The organism is Muriicola marianensis (genome assembly GCF_014638095.1).
Lineage (GTDB): Bacteria > Bacteroidota > Bacteroidia > Flavobacteriales > Flavobacteriaceae > Muriicola > Muriicola marianensis.
Genome location: NZ_BMFH01000001.1, coordinates 406,412 through 425,396, shown reverse-complemented (window position 1 = coordinate 425,396; position 18,985 = coordinate 406,412). Strand labels below are relative to the sequence as shown.

The following is an 18,985-nucleotide window of genomic DNA, read 5'->3' as shown; positions in this document are numbered from 1 at the left end:
TTATTTGGTTTCTTCATTCAACATTTTTTCCAGGGTATAGATATCGGGAACCAGTACGGCACGTGCCTTGCTTCCCTCAAAGGGTCCTACTATTCCCGCAGCCTCGAGCTGATCTATGATCCGCCCTGCCCGGTTATACCCCAGTTTCAGCTTTCGCTGGATCAGGGAGGCCGATCCCTGCTGAGCCGTTACGATTACCTCGGCAGCATCCCGGAACATGGCATCCCTTTCCGAAATATCGTAATCAATACCTGTGCCAGAATCTTCTCCTGAATACTCAGGCAATAGGTGTGCACTGGTATACCCCCGCTGTGAACCGATATAATCGGTGATCTTGGCTACCTCCGGCGTATCCACAAAAGCGCATTGGATCCTCGTAATGTCATTGCCCTGTGTAAAGAGCATATCACCCCGGCCTATTAACTGATCTGCTCCCTGGAAATCGAGAATGGTGCGGGAATCGATCTTAGAGGTCACCCTAAAAGCGATCCTGGCCGGGAAGTTGGCTTTGATGATCCCGGTGATCACATTCACCGATGGGCGCTGAGTGGCGATAATCAGGTGGATCCCAATAGCCCTTGCCAGTTGCGCAAGCCTGGCTATAGGCGTTTCCACTTCCTTGCCGGCTGTCATGATCAGGTCTGCAAATTCATCTATTACCAGCACTATGTAAGGGAGAAAGGTATGACCGTCATTGGGGTTGAGCTTCCTCGCTTTGAACTTGGCGTTGTATTCCTTGATATTCCGAACCATGGCCTGTTTAAGCAACTCATACCGATTATCCATTTCGATGCATAAGGAATTCAGGGTATGGATCACTTTGGTATTGTCGGTGATGATGGCCTCTTCGGAGTCAGGAAGTTTGGCCAGGTAATGCCTTTCGATCTTATTGTAAAGGGTGAGTTCCACTTTTTTGGGATCGACCAGGATAAACTTGACCTCAGCCGGGTGTTTTTTGTAGAGCAGTGAGGTCAGGACGGCATTGAGTCCTACGGATTTTCCCTGTCCGGTGGCCCCCGCCATCAACAGGTGGGGCATTTTGGCCAGGTCTACCACAAAGGTCTCATTGCTGATAGTCTTACCGAAGGCAATGGGAAGCTGCATTTCGGCTTTCTGGAACTTGCTTGAGGCGATCACGGATCTCATGGAAACGGTGGTCGCTTTTTTATTGGGTACCTCTATACCGATGGTACCTTTACCCGGGATAGGAGCAATAATACGTATCCCCAGAGCTGCGAGCGAAAGGGCGATATCGTCTTCCAGGTTCTTGATCTTCGAGATGCGGATCCCGGCATCGGGTACGATCTCGTAAAGGGTAACCGTAGGGCCGATTGTGGCTTTGATCTGGGCGATCCCGATCTTGTAATTCTTGAGGGTTTCGACGATCTTGTTCTTGTTCTCCTCCAGTTCCTCCTGGTTGATGGTGATCCCACCGCCGGACCCGTGCGGATCGAGAAGGTCGAGGTGTGGGAACTTGTAATTGCTCAGTTCGAGCGTGGGGTCAAATTCCCCGAAATCAGCTACCAGTTTATCAGAGAGAAGATCACTTTCCTCCTTTTCGTCTGTAACCGTATTTACTTCCATGGCGATCTCATCCTCCGCCGGATCAGGCTTGCCGGTGTCGACCTTTTTCTCTTCTGCCGAGGGATCCAGGTGGGGGATATCTTTTTTGTGGGTATAGGTGTCCAGTATTACTTCTGTATCCTCATCTTCCGGGAGTGGTTCACTGGCCTCGGGTTGGGCCTTTTTGAAATCGGCAGCGACGGAGGCTGACTTCGACTTAAAGAAACGGGCTACCCCTTCAGGTGTAAGCTTAAATAACCTGACCAGGATGATGGTAAGCATAAAGAGAAGAATTAGGAAAACCCCGATCTTCCCTGTGTAATCCTGGAGGAAATCATTCATTTCATAGCCTACGAGGCCTCCGAGCAAAGGCTGGGTATCTGCGAAGAAGCCAAGGGTAATTGAAATCCAGATAAGCAGGACCAAACCCCAAATCCATTTGTTCCAAAGATTTTTCAGTGGGATGCTCAGGAAGAGGTAAAGCCCTGTAAGGCTCAAGAGGAAGGGAATGATCAGGGATGATAATCCGAACCCCCTGTACATGATGTAATGGCTGACACTGGCTCCAAATTTATTCAGCAGGTTTTTTGCCTGTTCATTCCTGTTGGCAAACTCTGTCAGCAGGCTTTGGTCGTCCTGCCAGGTGAAGTAGAATGAAACAAAGGAAAAGAACAGAGCGATGCTCAAAAAAATCAACAGGCTCCCCAGAATGATCTTATTCTGTCTGGAAAACCTTAATTTTTTGGAAGCTGTAGGTTTGGACTTTTTTTTCTTGGTCGCCATCAATGCATGCTGTTCATGGTGTAAAAATACAAATTTAGGGAGGATGCGGACTGCGTGCTCCGCCTAAAAAATTCTGGGCAGATAGATGATCAAACCAACGACCGTGGCAGCAATGGCCGCGAACATGACCGCACCTGCAGAGATGTCCTTGATGAATCCGATCTTGGGATCCCTTTCAGGTTGTATGTAGTCCGACAATTTTTCCACCGCGGTGTTCACCCCTTCAACACCCATCACGAGTCCGATAGCAAGGGTCTGCAAGATCCATTCCACCGGGGAGATGTCGAAATAGAACCCTGCTCCGGTGACCAGGAGGGCTATAAAAAACTGCACCTGTATGCTTCTTTCTGTCCTTAGCAGCAACAAAGCTCCTTTAAAGGCGAAGTAAAAACCTTTGAACCGATTCTTGATCAGGGATTCCTCAGTCATTTTGCAATGCCTCCAGGGCGGATTTGTAGTTGGGTTCAACCCCTATGTTTTTGACCATTTCCGTGTAGACTATTCTCCTGTTTTCATCCAGTACTATTACAGCTCTGGCGAGTAACCCTTCAAAGGGGCCGTCAGTAAAAAGCAAGCCATAAGCCTCCGCAAATCCCTTGTCCTTGTAGTCGCTGAGCATCATCACACGGTTTATGCCCTCCGCCCCGCAGAACCTGCTCTGGGCAAAAGGGAGATCCCTGGAGATACAGAGTACGGTCGTATTTTCCATCTTGGCTGCCAGTGAGTTGAAGGCGCGAACGGACAGTGCGCAGGTGTCCGTTTCCAATGAAGGAAAGACATTCAAAACCATTTTTTTGCCTTTGAAATCCTTAAGAGCAATCTGAGTGAGGTCTCTTTTTGTAAGTTCAAAATCCGGGGCTATACTGCCCACAGCAGGCAATTCGCCAGAGGTATGGGCCGATGTTCCGGTAAACTGAATCAATGCCATAAGTACACAGGTCTTTTTCAGCTCCGAAATTAGGGAAAATAACACGTTTTCACGGTCGACAATTCTTCTTTATTTACTCTATTGTTAAGATAAATTGAACGCTTAAACAGTCGTGCGGGTGGTCAGTTGCTTGATCTTAATCCTGAGAGCGGCAAATGTCAGTGTCGTGATCGGACTCAGCCAGTTGAAAATGGCGTACACAAAATATTCAGCCACACTTACACCCAGGACGCCACTGTGGTAGGCACCACAGGTATTCCAGGGGATGAGGACGGAGGTTACGGTTCCGGAGTCTTCCAGGGTCCGACTAAGGTTCTCCGGGGCCAGACCGCGATCTTCATAGGCTTTAGCAAACATTTTTCCGGGTACGACGATGGCCAGGTACTGGTCTGATGCAGTGATATTCAGGGCGATGCAGCTTCCTACGGTGCTCGCAAAGAGCCCAAAGGCGGTCTTTGCCAGGGACAGAAGTGACTTGGTGATCCGTGAAAGGGCTCCAATACCATCCATGATCCCCCCGAATACCATGGCGCAAATAATCAACCAGATAGTACCCAGCATCCCGTACATTCCTTTTGCAGAGAACAGGTCATTCAGGGCCGGGTTATCGGTCGCGATGGAAGTTTCAACTGTAATTGCATTGAGGATGCCCTTGTAACCGGATTCAAAAGTAAGCTCACTGGTACCGGTAAGTCCGGCCACGATCCCCGGTTGGAAGATCAGGGCGAAAACCCCACCGAGCAAGGTCCCGATTAAAAGAGCCATCAGGGGAGGGGCTTTTTTGACGATGAGTAAAATGACTACAACAGGCACGATGAACAGCCAGCCATTGATCGTAAAGGTGGCATCGATGGACGAGAGTATGCTGGCAGTATCAGCGACCCCGGTGGTCTCCAGATTAAGCCCGATAATAATAAAAACCAGCAGGGTAATCGTTATTGTTGGAACTGTGGTCAGGGTCATATATCGGATGTGCCCGAACAGCTCTCCTCCTGCCATCGCCGGAGCGAGGTTGGTGGTGTCTGAGAGAGGAGACATCTTATCGCCGAAATAAGCGCCTGAAAGTACAGCTCCGGCAGTCATCCCTAAAGAAATGCCCAGGGCTTCCCCAATTCCGATCAGGGCGATCCCGACGGTAGCTGCGGTAGTCCAGCTGCTGCCTGTGGCCACAGAGATGATGGCACAGATAATGACACAGGCTGCCAGAAAAATGGTAGGGTTGAGAATCTGCAGGCCGTAGTAGATCATGGCAGGGATGATCCCGCTTACCAGCCAGGTACCGGCCAGAGCTCCTACCATGAGCAGGATAAGGAGGGCGCCAGTAGTCGATTTTACATTCTCAGCTACTTCTGCCAGCATCTGCCGGTAGGAGACCTTATTGAAAAAGCCTACAATAGCTGCCACAGCACCTCCCATCAGGAGGATAAACTGATTAGAACCGCTGATCGCATTGTCACCGAAGACATAGACGTTGTAAGCCAGCATACCCACCAGGGCGATCACAGGGATCAACGCCTCCCAAATATTCAATTCCCTGTTGTCTACAATATGTTCGTTTTCCCTGTGAGCACTGGATTTTTTGGCCGCCATCTACCGGTTTTTAGTTTGGCGGTAATATTACAATTTTAGACACGGTTCTGCAAACCCCGGCGCCTAGACGGATATAGTATCCTTGCTCAGGATACCCAACTGTACCATACAGGTTTTCATCGTGGTGTAAGTGCGATGTATGTCATTGTCCAATCCGATGGAAAAACGTATCAGTCCGTCTGTAAGACCCATAGACTCTTGTTCTTCTTCAGGAATTTCCGAGGAAGTGGAAGTTCCGGGGGCACTGAAGAGGGTCTTGTAAAAACCTAGGCTGACAGCCAGGTAGCCCAGATTCTTTTTCTGCATAAGCTCCATAAGCTCGTTGGCTTTCTCCAGACTGCCCACATCGATGGTCAGGATTCCGCCAAATCCGAATTCGGATACAAACTGCTTTTTCATTAGTTGGTGACCTGGATGGGAGGGAAGCCCCGGGTAGACGACTCTCAGGCCGTCTTTTTCAAAATGTTTGGCGAGGTAGAGTGCGTTCTCACTGTGTTTCTTCATGCGGATGTGCAGGGTGCGCATATTTTTCAGGATGGAAGCGGCCCTGAGGCTGTCGAGGGTACTGCCCAGGAGCATGCCGGCCCCGTCATTCACGTCTTTTAAGGCAAGGCAGAAATCCTTGGTCCCGCAGACCACCCCGGCTACACAATCACTGGTCCCGTTGATGAATTTAGTCAGGCTGTGGATGACCACGTCGGCCCCTAGTTTTGCAGGGGCGATGGATAGGGGGGAGAAGGTGTTGTCTACCACCAGGGGTATCTCGTGTTTTTTGGCCAGGCCCGACAAGGTTGGGATATCGGCCACTTCGAGGAGAGGATTGCTCACAGACTCACAGTAGATCATCCGGGTTTTCGGGGTGATAGCTTTCTCAACAGCCTCCGAAGAAGTAATGTCTACAAATGAGACGCTGATATCAAACTTTTTTAGAAAGTTTTTCATAAAGGCATAGGCGCCTCCGTAGATAGTTCGACTGCTGACCAGATGATCCCCGGCATCGCATAGCTGGAGTATCACTGCTGTGATTGCTCCCATTCCGCTGGCCGTCACATTGGCCGTTTCTGTGCCCTCCAGGGCAGCCAGGGCTTCTCCCAGGTAGAGATTTGAAGGGGAGGAATGGCGGCTGTAGAGATAACAACCCTCTGTATTCCCTTCAAAGGTGTCGAACATGGTCTTGGCCGACAGGAAGGTGTAAGTGGAAGAGTCTGAAATAGAAGGGTTTACCCCTCCAAATTCCCCAAAATTATGCAGGTCCTGTATCTTATCTGTAGCTGATTTACTCATGGTTGTTGTTTTTTGTAAAATTAAAAAAGAAAGGAATAAATATCAATATAAAAGATATTATATAGAATATTATTCTATAAAAACATATATTTGTAGATTATAAATAATTATTTTATAGATAGGAACGTATCGCTCCGAATCAAAATCAGCTCATAATGGATCAAACGGACAAGCGATTGCTTTCACTTTTGCAGGACGACTGTAAAAGGACGACCAAGGCATATGCACAGGACCTGGGCCTTTCTACAACCGCCGTATACGAAAGGATCAAACGCCTGGAGAGGGAGGGGTTGATAAGGAAATATGTCGCCCTGGTCGACAAGCAGGTGGCGGGGATGGACTTTACCGTCCTTTGCCAAGTAAGGCTCAGTCGGCATATCAAGGAATATGTCCTTCAGTTCGAGCGGGAAGTGCAGCAATTGGAAGAAGTTTCAGAATGTTTTCACGTCAGCGGGGATTACGATTACATCCTCAAGATCCACGTGGCCAACATGGTGGCCTACAGGGATTTCATGGTCAATAAACTAACCGCCCTTAATAATATCGGCAGTACCCAGAGTTCCTTTGTGATCAGTGAGGTAAAGGCGTCGACCGCCATATCTCTGGGATAGTTCCCGATGTGGTCAAAACCAAAAACATTCGTATTTTTGACACCCGGGAAAATGAAAATTCCCTTATTAGCACTAACATATAAAATATCCCTATGTCTCAATTTGATGTGGCCGTAATCGGCTCCGGACCCGGAGGGTATGTGGCGGCTATTCGCTGCGCTCAACTGGGTATGAAAACTGCAATCGTCGAGAAATATGCAACCCTTGGAGGTACCTGCCTCAATGTGGGATGTATCCCCTCAAAAGCATTGCTGGATTCGAGCCATCATTACGAGGATGCTGTAAAACATTTTGAAGAGCACGGGATCGAAATTCCGGGTGAGGTAAAAGTAAACCTGGAGAAGATGATCGGCCGCAAACAGGCCGTAGTTGACCAGACGACCAAAGGGATACAGTTCCTGATGGACAAGAACAAGATAGAGGTCTTCCAGGGGGTCGGCAGTTTTAAGGACGCCACTCATATCGATATAAAACCAGAAAAAGGGAAATCAACCACCATAGAGGCAAAGAAAATTATCATTGCCACCGGGTCCAAACCTGCTTCCCTTCCCTTTATCACTCTGGATAAGGAACGCATCATCACTTCCACCGAAGCCCTTGAATTAAAGGATGTTCCCAAGCATATGATCATCATAGGTGGTGGCGTAATCGGCCTGGAACTGGGGCAGGTATACAGCCGCTTGGGAGCAGATGTAAGTGTGGTAGAATTTATGGATCGAATCATTCCCGGCATGGACGGAGCCCTGTCCAAGGAGCTCATGCGCGTGCTGAAAAAACAAAAAGTAAAATTCTACCTCTCACATAAGGTTAAATCCGTCAAGAGAAAGGGTAAGAGCGTTACAGTTGTGGCCGATGATCCAAAGGGGGGAGAGCTCTCCCTCGAAGGGGATTACTGCCTGGTATCAGTAGGGAGAAGGCCCTATACAGACGGACTCAATGCGGAAGCAGCCGGTGTGAAGGTCGATGAGAAAGGCAGGATCGAAGTCAATGACCATCTGCAGACCAATATCCCGAATATCTATGCCATCGGAGATGTGGTAAGGGGCGCCATGCTCGCTCACAAGGCGGAGGAAGAAGGCACTATGGTTGCCGAGATTCTGGCGGGCCAAAAACCCCACATCAATTATAACCTGATTCCAAACGTAGTATATACCTGGCCTGAGGTAGCTTCTGTGGGCAAAACGGAGGAACAGCTGAAGGAAAGTGGAATAGCTTATAAATCGGGTCAATTCCCCATGCGGGCCCTGGGAAGGGCGAGAGCCAGCATGGACATAGACGGGTTTGTCAAGATCCTCGCAGATAAGAATACGGATGAGGTTCTGGGGGTACATATGATCGGAGCCCGATGCGCCGACCTGATCACGGAAGCCGTTACGGCTATGGAATTCCGCGCTTCTGCCGAGGACATCTCACGCATGAGTCATGCTCATCCCACGTACGCAGAGGCAGTGAAAGAAGCAGCTCTGGCAGCAACAGCTGACCGTGCATTACATGTCTAAATAGATTAACCTTTACTTACGTTAATAAGTCTCAATATCTTGTCCTGCAGAAGGATAAGGAATTCGGAAGAAACGTAATACGCTTTGAGGAGAATGCCTTTAAGGGCTTGACCGACAAAAGCTAGTTGCCCCTTGATATAGACTTCATGTTTGTCGTATTGAAGGGCGGCAAAGGAGCAGGCGACCATAAAGAGGATGGCACCCGGAATGACCATATCAGGAGCCAGGCTATGGTCGAAGAATCTGTACAGGCCCAGTCCCGTAAAACTTCCATAGAGAATGATGAAGTGGATCACGTAAATAGACAGGGTGTTCTGGCCTAATCGCAACAAGGTATTGTTTACCAGCCACTGTCTGAGCAGCATAAAGACCGCAAAGACGATCATCACATTACCCAGTCGGATAAAGAGATAGTTGTTTGAGACTATGTCTGAAAACAGGCTGATTCCGCTCAATTGATTGAGAAAGGTAAAGAAGGGGGAGGAATAATACACCAAAGCGACACCGGCGATCAGGGAGAGCCAAATGGCGTTTGGATAAAGATTCCTGTGCGTGTGATACCTCCTGAACACAACGGCGAGAAAAGCGCCAAATGCCGTATATCCCACCCAGGGAATTATGGTAAAGACCGAGCCGTTGCTTCTGGTAAAATAATTCGCCAGAGCCTCTGGGAGGGCAGCAAAGGTCCAGTTGGAATACACAGGTTCCAAGAGAAACAACAAAAGGGTAATCGATAAGAGGGAGAGCGGCAGCATCCATTTTCTCATCCGGGAGGTCAGCAGGTATACCCCTATGATCACCATGATGGAAATCCCGATACAATGCAACACGTCTACAAGAAAGAATGCATTGTACAATTTACCCTGTAACAGACCGCCAAGATTCAGCCTTAGGAGATATCCGATCAGCAGCAACTGCAGTCCCCTGCGGATACCTTTCCTGATCCGCGGGTTCGAGAAACCTGTCTGAGGTACGCGAATCAGAAGATAGGTAAAGATAAACCCGGACACCGTAAAAAACACCGGGGCTGTGATCCCTCGGAAGTATCTCCAGACAGAATAAACACCATTGCCAGGATCCCTGTAAACAGGATCCAGTAACCCGTCCACGAAGTGGCCCTGAAGCATCATCAGGATCGCCCAGGCCCGCATGGCGTCAATAAAATGTAGTCTGTTAGTCTTGGTCTCCATAGTCTATTACCCCTATATACTCCAAACCGGGGGTCCCTGGATCTTTTACGGCGCAAAATTAGCCAAATAGTTCACAATTCATTCATTTTTAGGGTATTTTCGCGATCGTAATACCAATAATGCCATGAGTAAAATACTAGCCTTTGCCGGCAGCAATTCTTCCACTTCCATCAATTTTAAACTTGTAAAACACACGATAAGCCTCATTGAAGGGCACAAAATTCAGCTGATGGATATGGCAGAGTTCGACCTTCCCATGTTCAGTGTGGACCACGAAAAGGAATATGGATATACCAACTCCCTGGCAGAATTCAGGGACGATATCCATCAAGCAGAGGGCCTCCTGTTATCAGTGAATGAACACAACGGTAATCCTTCTTCATTTTTTAAGAATCTGCTCGACTGGCTGAGTCGGCTCGAACTCAATTTCCTCGACAACACCAAGATCTTTCTCATGAGTACATCTCCTGGAAAGCGTGGGGCCTCTTCATCGCTGTCGGTCACTGAGAAGCTTCTGCCAAGATTCGGAGGGGAGATCGTCTCTACCTTTTCCTTACCCTCTTTCAGGCATAATTTTGAGATCGGGAAGGGTATTACAGATCAGGAACTGGCCGGAGAACATCAGCAGGCACTTGACAAATGGCTTCAGAGCCTTTAAGTTGTCCTTGCCTGCCGATCTGAGATCAGAAGGTGCCGAGGGTGCCATCCCTTTCTTTCTTACCTTTGCAAGGTGACCGATACATTCAGGGAACATATCGTAAATTCTTTTCCCCAGATCCTTGAGGATCCGGTGATCATTGCCTGTAGTGGAGGGGTAGACAGCGTGGTCCTCGCTCATCTCTGTGTGCAATGTGGGGTGGATTTCGCCCTGGCGCATTGCAATTACAACCTCAGGGGAGAGGACAGTGACGAAGATCAGCGCTTTACGAGTGATCTCGCAGACTCCCTCGGGGTGAAATATTTCACAATCTCATTCGACACCGTGGCCTATGCCTCTACCCAAAAACTTTCTATTCAGATGGCTGCCAGGGAATTGCGCTACAGGTGGTTCGGTGAATTGATTTCAACCCAGGGATATTCCTGGTTACTTACGGCCCACCACCTGGATGATGCCCTGGAAACCTTTATGATCAACCTGTCCCGAGGAACCGGTATAGAAGGGCTTACTGGGATTCCTGCAGAATCTGACAAGGTACTGAGGCCCTTGCTTCCCTTTACCCGGGAGCAGATCCTGGCCTTCGCCAATGAGCATAAGATCGACTGGCGGGAAGATCTGAGCAATGAGGACACCAAATACCTCAGGAATAAGATAAGGCACGAAGTAGTCCCTCGCCTCAGGGAACTCCATCCCACCTTCCAGAGAAATTTCAGAAAGACGTTGAAGCACCTTACCCATACCTCCGAATTACTTGCGCATTTTGTCGATGAAATTCGAGAGGATTTGTTTGAACCCTATCAGGAAGGTTTTAAGATCTCCCTCAATAGGATCGAGGATTTCAAACCTCTGGAAGCTTTTCTTTATGAATTGTTCAAACCGTATGGTTTCACTTCCTGGGGAGATATTACCAGCCTGACAGCCTCGCTCAGCGGTAAAGAGGTGCGGTCTGCCACACACCGACTCATCAAAGATCGGGAGCATCTGATACTACAGCAATTAACCGGTGAAGTTGAAGCTCCAGAAGAAACCGAGGTATCCCTGGACACCGGAGACCTTCCGCTCGGACTGAAGGTGGAGCAGGTAAAGGAAATTGAGGAAAAGAACAACACCATACTATATGTTGATAAAGAAACGTTAAACGATAAACTGACTGTCAGGAAATGGCAAAAAGGCGACTACTTTTACCCCCTGGGAATGGATGGGAAAAAAAAGGTAGCCAAATTTTTCAAGGACGAAAAAATGGATGCTGTGGCCAAGGAAAAACAATGGCTGCTTTGTTGCGGGGATGAGATCGTCTGGATCATAGGGAGAAGGGCGGACGATCGTTTCAAGATCACGGCAGATACGAAAGAGATACTCAAGATTACGACGAGCGAATGAAGAAATTTTTGAACATAATTACGATCTTTTTGTTTTCCATTGCCTCTGTGGCCCAGGACGGAGAAGATCCTGTACAATGGACACAGGAGCTTATCTCAACCGGGGAAGGAGATTACGAGCTTGTGATGAAAGGCACCATAGAAGAAGGCTGGCACGTGTATTCACAATTCACCGCTGAGGGGGGTTCTCTTCCCAGCGAATTCACCTACGTGAACGCCGGGAAAGACTACGAGCTAGTGGGAGGCACCCTGGAAAGTGAGACCCAGAAAGCCTACAGCGAAATTTTTGAGGTAGAAGAAACCTTCTTTAAAAAGGAAGCTGTATTCAGGCAAAAGGTGCGATTGCTCGATCCCGATCTAAAGCAGATACAGGTAGAGCTCTTCTATCAGGTATGTAAGGAAGTTTGCATCCCCAAGGATGAAGTATTTTATTTTTCCCTGGATGGGCAGGAGATCATTGTAGAGCAGGAGACACTCGATGCTGGCAGTCTTGCCAGGGCTGAGGCCCTTAAACTGAATCTTAAGAACAAAGAGGTCCTCAGAGAGGTAAGCTCAGATTCAGAAGGCAACGAGAGCAGCCTTTTGGTAATCTTTGGTCTGGGTTTCCTCGGGGGATTGATCGCCCTGCTAACGCCCTGTGTTTTCCCGATGATTCCGCTTACCGTGTCCTTCTTTACCAAGAAATCCAGAAGCCGAACCAAAGGTATTGTAGACGCGTCACTATACGGGTTTTTTATAATCCTCATCTATTTTTTGCTGAGCTTGCCGTTCCACGTCTTTGATTCGGTGGACTCGCAGATCCTAAACACGATCGCCACCAATATCTGGCTCAACCTGTTCTTCTTCCTGATATTTGTTTTTTTCGCATTTTCCTTTTTCGGATACTACGAACTCACCCTTCCCAGCAGTTGGGCTAACAAAATGGATTCGGCTTCGAACAGGGTAGGAGGGGCCCTTGGTATCTTCTTTATGGCGGTGACCCTGGCCATTGTCTCATTTTCCTGCACAGGTCCTATACTTGGCGGACTTCTTGGGAGTACTGCCCTTGCCGAAGGGGATGTGGCTGTCAACCTCTCAGCAGGTATGCTGGGCTTTGGGGTAGCCCTGGCCCTGCCTTTTGCCCTATTTGCCCTTTTTCCGGCTTGGCTTCAGACCTTGCCTAAGTCGGGCGGGTGGATGACTACAGTCAAGGTGGTTCTCGGTTTTCTGGAACTGGCCCTGGCCTTCAAATTCTTGTCGAATGCCGACCTGGTCGGGAATTGGGGGATTTTCAAAAGGGAGATCTTCCTCGGGATATGGATCCTGATCTTTTTGTTGCTGGCGCTCTACCTCTTTGGTGTATTCCGCTTCCCCCATGATGCAAAGCCCTCGAAACTATCCGGTACCCGAAAGGCCACAGGACTACTGGCTTCAGTATTCTGTGTATACCTTTTATTGGGAACCCTGGAGGTCACAAACCTGAAATTGCTCAGCGGTTTCCCTCCTCCTGATTTCTACACCCTGGCCGAACAGGAAAGCGATTGTCCCCTGGGCATCAACTGTTTCAAGGATTTTGAGTCGGGTAGACTATACGCCCAGCAGGAGAACAAACCCATACTTCTCGATTTTACCGGATGGGCCTGCGTCAATTGCCGTAAAATGGAAGAGCATGTCTGGAGCGACCCCGAAGTCTTCCGGTTGCTCAACGAAGAATTTGTGCTGATTTCACTTTATGTGGACGACCGCAAGCCTTTGCCCGAGGAAGAGCGCTTCCGATATCAATTCGACTCCGGTAGGATCAAGGCCATAGATGCTGTGGGCGAAAAATGGGGTACTTTCCAGACCATCAACTTCAATGCAGCTTCCCAGCCCTATTATGTCATGCTATCGCCCGACCTGTACGTCTTGAATTCCTCCATACAGAATACGGATAGCGATACCTACGAGTCGTGGTTAAAAGAAGGGATATCGAACTTCCGTGCTTATCAGCGAAATATTGCGGTAAGTGATCGATAGGCAATTTTCGGGTGTTTAAAAGTACTATCTTTATATAGAGATTCTGCCTTCCGTGAAAACAGTTAGAAAAATTGGATGGATCCTCATTGGGGTCTTTGGGATAATCCTTGTTGCGGCTCTGATCGTCAAACAAGTACTGAAACCTGAATATTCGGGTGAAAAATACATGCCTGAGTTGCAATCGGATGTAACCGTATATTACGATGAATACGGTATCCCCCATATTGAGGCCGGCAGTGAAAAAGATGCGATGCGGGCACTGGGCTATGTCCATGCCCAGGACCGGCTCTGGCAGATGGAGTTACTTCGCAGAGTCGCTGTAGGCGGGCTATCAGAGATTTTTGGGAAAGACCTTCTGTCTACCGACCGTTTCTTTCTTTCCCTCGGAATAGATGACGCCTCCGCAAAGACCGTGAGGGAACTTGACCCCGGCAGTGAGGTCGCTGTCCTTTCGCAGGCCTATCTGGACGGCATCAATCAGTTTATCGAAGAAGGGCCCACCCCGGTAGAATTCCTGTTGACCGGGCTGGAAAAAAAGCCTTACAAGATGACAGACATCTATAATGCTGTCGGCTACATGGCCTTCAGTTTTGCCATGGCCCATAAGACAGATCCATTGCTGACCATCATCAGAGATTCACTTGGGATAGAATACCTGGACGACCTGGAGATCAGCAGCAGTCCCAATACCGTCTGGATCAGGAATTATAAAGGGGAGGAAGTCAGCAGTGAGGCTGCCGTGATTTCAGCCACACAAAAGGCCTTGTCTGCCTTGCCCGTTCCCCAGTTCATCGGCAGCAATTCCTGGGTGATAGGCCCTGAAAAGACCCGAAACGGTAAGGTGATCTTCGCCAACGATCCTCATATCGGTTTTGCACAACCTTCCGTTTGGTATGAGGCCCATATCAGAACGCCTGGTTACGAAAAATATGGCTACCACCTTGCGGGGGTGCCCATGCCATTGCTCGGCCATGACAGGAACCTGGCTTACGGATTCACCATGTTCGAGAACGACGATGTTGACTTTTTTTACGAGACCCTGAATCCCGAGGACAGTACCCAGTATATGACGCCTGACGGATGGAAGAAGGTAGAAATGGTGACCAAGACCATCAAGGTCAAGGACGAAAAAGATGTCGAATTTACCTACCACAAAACAGAAAGGGGACCTATCCTGAACGGTATCGCAAATCAGATTAATGGGAAAAGGCCTATCAGCATGGACTGGATCTATACCAAGGCACAGAACAAGGTGATGGAGGCCTTGTACGGGATCAGTCACGCCAGAAATATAGAAGAATTCCAATCGGCTCTCCCCGATATCCACGCCCCCGGATTGAATACTATGTATGGGGATGCTGAAGGAAATGTGGCCTGGTGGGCATCCGCCCAGCTCTATCAATTGGGAGACAGTACCAACACCAAACTGGTGATGGATGGCAGCAAGGGGGAAGACCGAAAAGTTCGATTCCTTTCCTTTTCAGAAAATCCACAAGCCATAAACCCACCATGGAACTATGTGTATTCGGCCAACAATCAGCCTGACAGTATTGCCGGAATGCTGTATCCCGGATATTACCTACCCGAGAATCGTGCGAAACGCATTGTGACTCTTCTGGACGCCCGAGATGACTGGGACGCCGAGGCGGTCAGAAAGATGATCAATGACGATGTGTCCGCGATTAATCCGGGAATTGTAACAGAACTGGCAAAGCTGGTCAATATCAAGGATCTGAATGAACAGCAGGCCCTTGTGCTGGATCACCTCAGTAAATGGAATGGCAGCTATGCCGTTGATAATGCAGAGGCAGTTGTATTCCATCGCTGGATCTATTTCTTTCTGAAAGACACATTTGAAGATGAACTGGGGGAAGAGCTTTTCGCTCAATTCATCGCCACGCATTTTCACAAGCGCCTGATCGCACCTATGGCTGCCAAATCCAACTCGGTCTGGTGGGACGATGTCAGGACGACAGATACTGTGGAAACCAAGAAAGACATGGTACAATCGTCCTTTCTCCAGGCCTTTGAGTCGCTCAGGGATGACCTTGGGAACGATATCTCTGAATGGACCTGGGGCAGGCTGCATACCCTGGAACATGGCCATCCTATCGGCCAGATCGCCCTGTTGAGATCCTTTTTCAACGTAGGACCCTTTCCTGTGCCGGGATCCCGTGAGGTGATCAATAACATGGCTTTCCAATACGATGGCGCGTCCGACTTTTCAGTAACGGCCGGCCCTTCAACGCGGCGCGTTATAGATTTTTCAGATGTGGAAAACAGCATGAGTATCCTGCCCACCGGGCAATCGGGCAATCCCTTTAGCAGGCATTACGAGGATCAGGCTGAGATGTTCAACAAGGGCGAATTCAGAAAGATGATGATGAACCCGGATGAGATCAGGGTGAACGCCAAATCTATACTTACTTTCAAAGCTTCCAATAAGTAGATCGATTGTTTTATAGCATCCTGCTGGCTGCTTGCACTTTCCCGTTTACCTTTTTGGGGAATCATCCTCACCAATGCTAACAAAAGTCTACGGCAGCGCGGTTTTCGGTATCGAGGCCATCACAGTGGTGGTCGAGGTAAATATCGACAAGGGAATAGGCTATCACCTCGTAGGACTCCCGGACAATGCGATCAAGGAGAGCAACTACCGTATTGCGGCAGCGTTGCTAAACAACGGATTCAAGGTTCCGGGAAAAAAGATCACGATCAACATGGCCCCTGCAGGCCTTAGGAAGGAAGGCTCCGCTTATGATCTTCCTATCGCCCTGGGTATCCTTGCCGCTTCAGGACAGATCGACAGCTGCGAGCTGGATCAGTATCTCATTATGGGGGAGCTTTCCCTGGATGGGGGAGTACAGCCCATCAGAGGGGCCCTCCCTATAGCCATCAAGGCCAGGGAAGAAGGCTTTAAGGGGCTTATTCTGCCCTTCGAAAATGCGAACGAGGCAGCTATCGTAAAGGACCTTGAGGTCTATGGAGTGGAGAGTCTCGAAAGAGTAGCTGCATTTTTTGGCAAAGGCCAGCCTTTGGACAGAACCCATCTCGATATTGATTCCCTGTTTAAAGAGCATCAGGGAAGGAGCGACCTGGATTTCTCGGATGTAAAGGGACAGGAAGGGATCAAGCGATGCATGGAAATCGCAGCGGCCGGGGGCCATAACATCATTATGATAGGTCCGCCCGGAGCAGGAAAAACCATGCTCGCCAAGCGGCTTCCCACCATTTTACCACCTATGACGATGAACGAGGCACTGGAGACCACAAAGATACATTCGGTGGTAGGCAAGGTGTCAGACACGGGATTGATCCGCCAGAGGCCATTCAGGAGTCCTCACCATACCATCAGTGATGTCGCCCTGGTAGGCGGGGGTTCTTATCCACAGCCCGGGGAGATCTCCCTGTCCCATAACGGAGTGCTATTCCTGGATGAATTGCCCCAATTTAAGCGAAGTGTACTGGAGGTACTAAGGCAACCCCTCGAAGATCGGGAAGTGACCATCTCACGAGCTAAATTCACCCTGACCTATCCCAGCAGTTTTATACTGGTGGCCAGCATGAATCCAAGTCCCTCCGGCTATTTTCACGATCCCGAAACAGCCGTGCAATCATCCCCCGCCGAAATACAACGCTATCTGGGTCGGATCAGCGGACCTTTGCTCGACAGGATCGACATACATATTGAGGCAACACCTGTGCCCTTTGATGAATTGTCCGCAAAACCGAAAGGGGAAGGGAGTCGTGAGATCAGACAACGAGTGGTAGCGGCCAGGGAGAGGCAGATCAGGCGTTTTGAGGGAGAGGAAAAACTCCATTACAATGCCCAGATGGGCACCACACAGATCAGGAAATATTGTCCCGTTGGACAAGAGGCTTTGCAGATGTTAAAACAAGCTATGACCCGACTCAGGCTTTCAGCCCGGGCGTATGATCGTATCCTGAAGGTTGCCAGGACGATCGCGGACCTGGGCGAGGAGGAACAGATCACTACGGGACACGTTCTGGAAGCCATTCAATACAGGAGCCTGGACAGGGAAGGGTGGCTGGGTCAAGGATTCTGAGGCGATATCGTTATGAAAATCATAAAAATGGCGATGAAACGCATAATAATTGCGTTAAAATACGGTTATTTACTTACTTTACCTGCTGAACAGGATTATACTGTAAACCATAAAATCAGCTATGCGCCCATCCAAGTCCCTCTGGCAATACCTTATCGCGCTACTTCTCATGGTGGGCCTGGTTATGAGTGGGAATAATCCGGATACCAATGAGGCAGTTAAGGAAATAGCGATCACAAAGCCGGAAAAATCCCCGATAAATACGGATGAGATCTTGAAATACGCCTGGCAAAGGGAAGAGATCAGGAGGGCAGTCACCGACTATTTTGAGAGGGCAGCGGCCATGGGAAAGATCGTAGGTGCAGGGGTGAGCATCGTGCAGGGAGATTCCATACTCTATTCAGAGGGCATAGGCGAAAGCAAGGTTGGGACAGATGAAATGGTAGATGCTCATACCATCTTCCGGCTGGGCTCCCTTTCCAAAGGGTTTACGGGTGTTCTTGCAGCCAAATTAGTGGAGGATGGCAAACTTGGGTGGAATGACGAAGTGCATTCTTATATCCCTTCGTTTCAATTGGGGTCTCAGTCAAACACAGACCAAATCACCTTAAAGAATGTACTTTCCCATACATCAGGCGCCCCTTATCACAGCTATACGAACCTCGTGGAGGCCGGGCTTTCCCTTGATCAGATCGCAGAGCGGTTTAAGGATGTAAAGCCCATCAGTGCGCCAGGTTCTCTTTACAGTTATCAGAATGCCCTTTTTGCCCTGTCAGGCGCCATGATGCAAAAGGCGACAGGGGAGGAAATGGCAATTACCCTGAAAAATACATTTTTTGACCCGCTGGGGATGTGTTCCACGGTGATGGATCACGAGACCATGCAGACCATGGAGAATGTCGCCTTCCCACATGTGAAATGGCGCAGGGGTTGGCGGACTAAAAAACTGAATGACCACTATTACAACGCTTTGGCGGCGGGTGGCATAAATGCGAGTTCCTTTGACATGGCTAAATGGATGCGATTCCTGCTCGGACACCACAGTGAGATCTTGGACAAGTCGGCTTTAAAAGAAGCATTTCAACCTGTGGTGGAAATAAAGGGTCGAAGCAAATACTACCAGCGCTGGCCGGGACATATCTCATCTCACTACGGATACGGCTGGCGGATACACAAGTTCCGGGAAGGGCCCGGACAGGAGATCAAGACGATGTGGCACCATGGGGGTAGCGTGAACAATTTCAGGAATGAGATCGCTCTCTATCCTGAGGACGACCTGGGGATTTGTGTACTGCTGAACAGCCAATCGAGAATTGCCTCACATGTGATCCCTGATCTCTACCGGATCATCAATGCGGTCCTCCAAAGTGAACCCGTGGAAATGGCCACTACCCATTTCTCTGATTGACACAACCTAATGTCTCTAAGGGTGCTACTT

14 protein-coding genes are annotated in these 18,985 nt (G+C 49.1%); 8 read left to right on the top strand and 6 right to left on the bottom strand.

The window, feature by feature from the left end; genetic code table 11:
- From IEV19_RS02005 to IEV19_RS01985, 5 genes are all read right to left on the bottom strand, one after another.
- Window positions 1-2,346 (bottom strand): DNA translocase FtsK, encoded by a 2,346-nt coding sequence (locus IEV19_RS02005; RefSeq protein WP_188369033.1) that lies wholly within the window; start codon window positions 2,344-2,346, stop codon window positions 1-3.
- Window positions 2,347-2,409: 63 nt separating this feature from the next.
- Window positions 2,410-2,775 carry a diacylglycerol kinase gene (locus tag IEV19_RS02000; RefSeq protein WP_188369032.1) on the bottom strand — a complete coding sequence of 122 codons (366 nt, stop codon included), beginning with the start codon at window positions 2,773-2,775 and terminating at the stop codon, window positions 2,410-2,412.
- A complete protein-coding gene (gene tpx, locus IEV19_RS01995) occupies window positions 2,768-3,274 on the bottom strand; it encodes a thiol peroxidase (RefSeq protein ID WP_188369031.1) in 507 nt (168 codons plus the stop codon). The genes IEV19_RS02000 and tpx overlap by 8 nt, the downstream gene beginning before the upstream one ends.
- 102 nt (window positions 3,275-3,376) lie before the next feature.
- On the bottom strand, window positions 3,377-4,864 hold the full coding sequence (nhaC, locus tag IEV19_RS01990) for a Na+/H+ antiporter NhaC (RefSeq protein ID WP_188369030.1): 1,488 nt from the start codon (window positions 4,862-4,864) through the stop codon (window positions 3,377-3,379).
- A 63-nt stretch (window positions 4,865-4,927) separates the two neighbouring features.
- Window positions 4,928-6,148, bottom strand: a complete 1,221-nt coding sequence (locus IEV19_RS01985; RefSeq protein WP_188369029.1) for an aminotransferase class I/II-fold pyridoxal phosphate-dependent enzyme — start codon at window positions 6,146-6,148, stop codon at window positions 4,928-4,930.
- 155 nt (window positions 6,149-6,303) lie between these two features.
- Here IEV19_RS01985 and IEV19_RS01980 point away from each other — a divergent pair, with 155 nt between their 5' ends.
- Both IEV19_RS01980 and lpdA read left to right on the top strand, forming a co-directional pair.
- Window positions 6,304-6,759: an Lrp/AsnC family transcriptional regulator gene (locus IEV19_RS01980; RefSeq protein ID WP_188369028.1), complete on the top strand. Its 456-nt coding sequence runs from the start codon at window positions 6,304-6,306 to the stop codon at window positions 6,757-6,759.
- A 92-nt stretch (window positions 6,760-6,851) separates the two neighbouring features.
- Complete coding sequence (gene lpdA / locus IEV19_RS01975; RefSeq protein WP_188369027.1) at window positions 6,852-8,258, top strand: dihydrolipoyl dehydrogenase; 1,407 nt, start codon at window positions 6,852-6,854, stop codon at window positions 8,256-8,258.
- 5 nt (window positions 8,259-8,263) lie between these two features.
- Here the strand turns inward: lpdA and IEV19_RS01970 are convergent, their stop codons facing one another.
- Window positions 8,264-9,448 carry a heparan-alpha-glucosaminide N-acetyltransferase domain-containing protein gene (locus tag IEV19_RS01970; RefSeq protein WP_188369026.1) on the bottom strand — a complete coding sequence of 395 codons (1,185 nt, stop codon included), beginning with the start codon at window positions 9,446-9,448 and terminating at the stop codon, window positions 8,264-8,266.
- 124 nt (window positions 9,449-9,572) lie between these two features.
- On the opposite strand from IEV19_RS01970, the gene IEV19_RS01965 reads away from it, so the two are divergent.
- The 6 genes from IEV19_RS01965 to IEV19_RS01940 all read left to right on the top strand — a co-directional run bounded on the left by IEV19_RS01965 (window position 9,573) and on the right by IEV19_RS01940 (window position 18,955).
- The gene (locus IEV19_RS01965) at window positions 9,573-10,106 is read left to right on the top strand and encodes an NADPH-dependent FMN reductase (RefSeq protein WP_188369025.1); all 534 of its coding nucleotides are present in this window, start codon (window positions 9,573-9,575) and stop codon (window positions 10,104-10,106) included.
- 72 nt (window positions 10,107-10,178) lie between these two features.
- Entirely contained in the window at window positions 10,179-11,486 is a 1,308-nt protein-coding gene (tilS, locus tag IEV19_RS01960) for a tRNA lysidine(34) synthetase TilS (RefSeq protein WP_188369024.1), read from the top strand.
- On the top strand, window positions 11,483-13,480 hold the full coding sequence (locus IEV19_RS01955) for a protein-disulfide reductase DsbD family protein (RefSeq protein WP_188369023.1): 1,998 nt from the start codon (window positions 11,483-11,485) through the stop codon (window positions 13,478-13,480). The genes tilS and IEV19_RS01955 overlap by 4 nt, the downstream gene beginning before the upstream one ends.
- 52 nt (window positions 13,481-13,532) lie before the next feature.
- Window positions 13,533-15,929, top strand: coding sequence for a penicillin acylase family protein (locus IEV19_RS01950; protein ID WP_188369022.1), 2,397 nt, complete (start codon window positions 13,533-13,535; stop codon window positions 15,927-15,929).
- A 73-nt stretch (window positions 15,930-16,002) separates the two neighbouring features.
- The gene (locus IEV19_RS01945; protein ID WP_188369021.1) at window positions 16,003-17,547 is read left to right on the top strand and encodes a YifB family Mg chelatase-like AAA ATPase; all 1,545 of its coding nucleotides are present in this window, start codon (window positions 16,003-16,005) and stop codon (window positions 17,545-17,547) included.
- A 121-nt stretch (window positions 17,548-17,668) separates the two neighbouring features.
- On the top strand, window positions 17,669-18,955 hold the full coding sequence (locus IEV19_RS01940; protein WP_188369020.1) for a serine hydrolase domain-containing protein: 1,287 nt from the start codon (window positions 17,669-17,671) through the stop codon (window positions 18,953-18,955).
- Window positions 18,956-18,985: the final 30 nt, after the last annotated feature.